Source organism: Saccharopolyspora sp. NPDC002686 (assembly GCF_040295745.1).
In the GTDB taxonomy this organism is placed as follows: Bacteria; Actinomycetota; Actinomycetes; order Mycobacteriales; family Pseudonocardiaceae; genus Saccharopolyspora; species Saccharopolyspora oryzae.
The window spans coordinates 1-4084 of record NZ_JBEOVY010000505.1 but is presented as its reverse complement, the minus strand read 5'-3'; the positions used below and the strand labels follow the sequence as shown (position 1 = coordinate 4084).

Here is a 4084-nt window from a genome sequence, read left to right as displayed (position 1 = left end):
TCCGATTTCCATTGAATTTGCGGAAGTTCTCCACAGGACCCGGAACTTGTCCACAACCGTCGGTGTGTCCGGCCCCGACGCACCGGGGTCCCGACGCACTGGGTCCGGACACGCCGGGGCTCCGACACGCCGGGGGTCACAGTTTCAATTGAAACTGCGGAACCAGGTGTCGGCGTGTCGGGAGGGGACACGCCGGAGGGATCCGCAAATTCCATTGAAATCGGACGTGCGATTTCAATGGAATTTGCGGATCCCCGGGTCAGGAGGCGAGCGCGGACTTGGCGGCCTTGCGGGCTTCGGCCGGGGTGGACGTGGCCAGGGCTGCTTCGGCGGCTTGGCGGAAGGCGGCCATGGGGTGCTCGGCGAGGGCCGCGCCGACTGCCGGGACCGCTGCTCCGGCCATCGAGAGGCTGGTCGCGCCGAGTCCGGCCAGCACGCCGGCCAGCTGCGGGTCGGACGCCGCTTCGCCGCACACCCCGACCGGTTTGCCCAGTTCGCGCCCGGCCTCGCCGACCTGCGCGATCAGGCGCAGCAGCGCGGGCTGCCACGGGTCATTGAGCTCGGCGAGCGCACCGGCCATCCGGTCCGCGGCGAACACGTACTGGGCCAGGTCGTTGGTGCCGATGCTGACGAAGTCGACGGCGGCCAGGATCTCCGGAGCGCTCAGCGCGGCGGCCGGGATCTCGATCATCACCCCGGCGCGCGGCAGGCCCGCCGCGCGGACCCGCTCGGCGAACCAGGCGGCTTCCGCCGCGGTGGCGACCATCGGCGCCATCACGGAGACCTCGGCACCGGAGTCGGCGGCCGCACCGGCGATCGCGGCCAGCTGCCGGTCCAGCAGGTCCGGCCGGTCGAAGGCCACGCGCAGGCCGCGGACGCCGAGCGCCGGGTTCGGTTCGACGCCCATGTCCAGGAACGCCAGCGGCTTGTCCGCCCCGGCGTCGAGGGTGCGCACGACGACCGGCTTGCCCGCGAACGGTTCGAGCACCTCGCGGTAGGCCGTGCGCTGGGTCTCCACGGACGGCTCGTCGTCGGCCGCGAGGTAGCAGAACTCGGTGCGGAACAGCCCGATTCCTTGGGCCCCGGCAGCCGCCGCAGCGCGTGCATCAGCGGCCGAGCCGACGTTGGCGATGACCTTGACCGGCTCGCCGTCCGCCGTGGCGCCGATGCCGTTCCACTCGACGGCCGCGGCCCGTTCGGCGGCCTGCACGGCCACCTCTTCGCCGCTGATCTCCACCTCGCCGCTGTCGCCGTCGACGACGGCGCCGACCGCGTCGGGCGCTTCGAGCACGCCGCGGACCGCGACCACGGCCGGAATGCCCAGCGCACGCGCCAGGATCGCGGTGTGGCTGGTCGGACCGCCCTCCTCGGTGACCAGCGCGAGCACCAGCCCCGGGTCCAGGTCGGCGGTGTCGGCGGGGGCGAGGTCGCGGGCCAGCAGCACGCTCGGCCGCTCGAGCTCGGGCACGCCGGGCGGGGTCACGCCGTGCAGCTCGGCGATGATCCGGTCCCGCACGTCCTGCACGTCGCGGGCGCGTTCGGCCATGTAGCCGCCGGCTGCGCGGAGGGCGTCGGCGAACCCGTTCGCGGCTTCGAAGATCGCGCGCGGCGCGGGCAGCGAGCGGGCGGTGACCTGCTGTTCGGCTTGCGAGATCAGCGCCGGGTCCATGGCCATCGCGGCGGTGGTCTCCAGGACGGCCTTCGCGTCGCCTTCGACTCGCGCGGCGCGCTGGAACAGCCGCTCGGCCACGGCGTCGGCGGCGGGGCGGATCCGCTCGGCCTCGGCGGTCGGGTCGGTCGGCGCGGGAGTGGCGGGCGGTTCGGGCAGTGGATCGGCGACCCGGGCGACCGGCCCCGAGGCGCGGCCGGAGCTGACTCCGACACCAGTCAAACGCGACATGGTCTAGACCATACCTTTCCGAGGTCTTCTGCATAAGCCTCATCGACGCGGCTCACTCCGAGCGGGAGATCCCGCCCGACACGGCGCGTCAGATCGACCTGTGCGGCGATCGTAGGCATCCGTCCACCGTTCGGCGCGATGCGGAAGTGGGCGCCCCCACACGCGGTGACCTCAGTGGTTCCTACGTCACCCGAATGTCGCAGCACGATGATTACCCATGAGTAACAAGTGAGTAGCTGTACGGATCCTGGCGGCACCCCGCGAACAGCAAGCTGTTGGCATGGCACTGAGCACGCAGATCACCGAGCCGACCCCGACCACCGACTGGTTCGCCGAGCCGCTGGCGGCGATCATCCGCCTGTTCTCGGCCCAGCTCCCGGACGTCCCCGAGAGCTCGGAGAACCCCGACGCCACGACCAACACGCTCCCGCCGCCGACGAGCGAGTGGCCCGACTGGGCGCCCCCCGCAGCGGGGGAGACGGTCGACACCAGCCTGGCGACCCCGGCCTTCATCCCGGTGGCCCGGATGGCGAGCTGACCGACGACCGATGCCGACACGAGAGAACCGAACCTGAACGGCCCGTTCACCTCGGAGGAGGAGCGGGCCGTTCGCCGTTCCGGCGGGCCACTGTGGAGCTTCCGGGGGTCCACCGTTCGAGCTAACTTGCGGCCGGATGCGGATCTTTTCCACGTTGTCCGGCGTCAGACTGAACAGGTTGCTGCTCGCCGGTATCGCGCCACCGACGATCACAACCCCAAGGGCCGACCGCAACGCCCCCCGTGCGGTCGGCCCTTGTCACACCTGCCTTAGAACTCGTTCTCATCTGCGCCCGGCGCATCGAAGGCAAAAATCTTGGTCAAAGGCAGTTAGCTCTCCTTGCGGAGGCCCATGGCCTTCAGCGCTCCGTCGACCAGGCCCGGCTTCTGCTCCGGGAGGAGGTGCGGCGCGTGTTCGCCGACCGCGTCGAGGACGGTGCCCGCCGAGGGGTTGACCGCCTGCCACTCGCCGATCACGACCGTCGGGACGGTCTCGTTGCCGTCAGCGATGCTGCGCACGGTCGCCGCCGCCTCCGCGTCGTCCCAGATGTTCACCTCGGTGAACTCCAGCCCCTGCCGGCGCAGCCCGGCGCGCAGCGAGGTGCAGAAGGGGCATCCCGGACGGGTGTAGACGACGACTTCCTGCACTCCGGCGGTCATGTTTCCTCCTAGATCGCGAACCGGGTCCACGAGCTGCAACGCGACGGGCACCCGGTTCATTCGCCCCGCGCCCGCACCCGGTGCGAACGCGAACCAGCCGAATCGACGCTAGCTCACCCGGTTCGGCCATCCGATGGGACACAATCGCTGCGTCCGGAGGAGGTGCCGCATGACCGAGGTGTCCAGGCGCGAGCGGCTCCGCGCCGCCACCGAACTGGAGATCCGCCAGCACGCCCGGGTGCTGCTGGCCGAGCACGGCAGCGATGCGGTCACCTTGCGAGCCATCGCGCGCGAGCTCGGCATCACCGCCCCCGCGCTGTACCGCTACTACGAGTCCCGCGAGGACCTGCTCCGCCAGCTGTGCGACGACATCTGCACCGACCTCGCCGCCGAGCTGCACGGCGAGTCGGAGGAGGCCGGCGAGCGGTTCCTGGACAAGATCTTCGCGGTGTGCCGCGGGTTCCGCTGCTGGGCGCTGGCCCACCCGGAGGAGTTCGCGCTGGTCTTCGCCACCCCGCAGCCCGAGGCGGAGCAGCACCGGCCGGACCAGTTCGCGACGGTCTTCCTCGGCCTCGTCGGCCCGTTCCTCGCCGAGGGCGCGGTCCTGGTGGCCCCGGCGGACCTGACGCCGGAGCTGCCGGACCTGTCCGACCACCAGAAGTCCCTGGCAGCGGCGTTCTCCACCGCGGGCGTGGAACTCCCGCCCGACGCGCTCCGAGCGGACGCGGTCTACTTCCTGCTCCGCTGGTGGGTCCGCCTCTACGGCCACGTGGCCTTGGAGGTCTTCGGCCGCTTCCCCTTCGACCTGACCGGCGCGGACCGCCTCTTCGAAGCGATGCTCCACGAGCTCACGACGGAAACCGGCCTCGCCTGACCAGAAAACGCGAAGGCCCCTGCGGGTGAGCCGCAGCGGCCATACGCCCACGCCCGCCCCGGGGGTGGGCGGGGCGGCGCGCGCGGGAGGGGGTGGTGACCGCGGGGATAGCA

Annotated in this window: 4 protein-coding genes; 2 read left to right on the top strand and 2 right to left on the bottom strand. The window is 71.5% G+C overall.

Annotation, left to right across the window (positions count from 1 at the left end; genetic code table 11):
* Nucleotides 1-259 precede the first annotated feature (259 nt).
* Nucleotides 260-1900 (bottom strand): phosphoenolpyruvate--protein phosphotransferase, encoded by a 1641-nt coding sequence (gene ptsP, locus ABTZ89_RS36535; protein WP_351053594.1) that lies wholly within the window; start codon nt 1898-1900, stop codon nt 260-262.
* Between the two features lie 280 nt (nt 1901-2180).
* Between ptsP and ABTZ89_RS36530 the strand changes: the two genes are divergently transcribed.
* The gene (locus ABTZ89_RS36530; RefSeq protein WP_270951466.1) at nt 2181-2438 is read left to right on the top strand and encodes a hypothetical protein; all 258 of its coding nucleotides are present in this window, start codon (nt 2181-2183) and stop codon (nt 2436-2438) included.
* Between the two features lie 329 nt (nt 2439-2767).
* Here ABTZ89_RS36530 and ABTZ89_RS36525 read toward each other — a convergent pair whose 3' ends face one another.
* Nucleotides 2768-3097, bottom strand: coding sequence for a glutaredoxin family protein (locus ABTZ89_RS36525; protein ID WP_351053589.1), 330 nt, complete (start codon nt 3095-3097; stop codon nt 2768-2770).
* A 169-nt stretch (nt 3098-3266) separates the two neighbouring features.
* Between ABTZ89_RS36525 and ABTZ89_RS36520 the strand changes: the two genes are divergently transcribed.
* Nucleotides 3267-3971, top strand: a complete 705-nt coding sequence (locus ABTZ89_RS36520; RefSeq protein WP_351053586.1) for a TetR/AcrR family transcriptional regulator — start codon at nt 3267-3269, stop codon at nt 3969-3971.
* Nucleotides 3972-4084 lie beyond the last annotated feature (113 nt).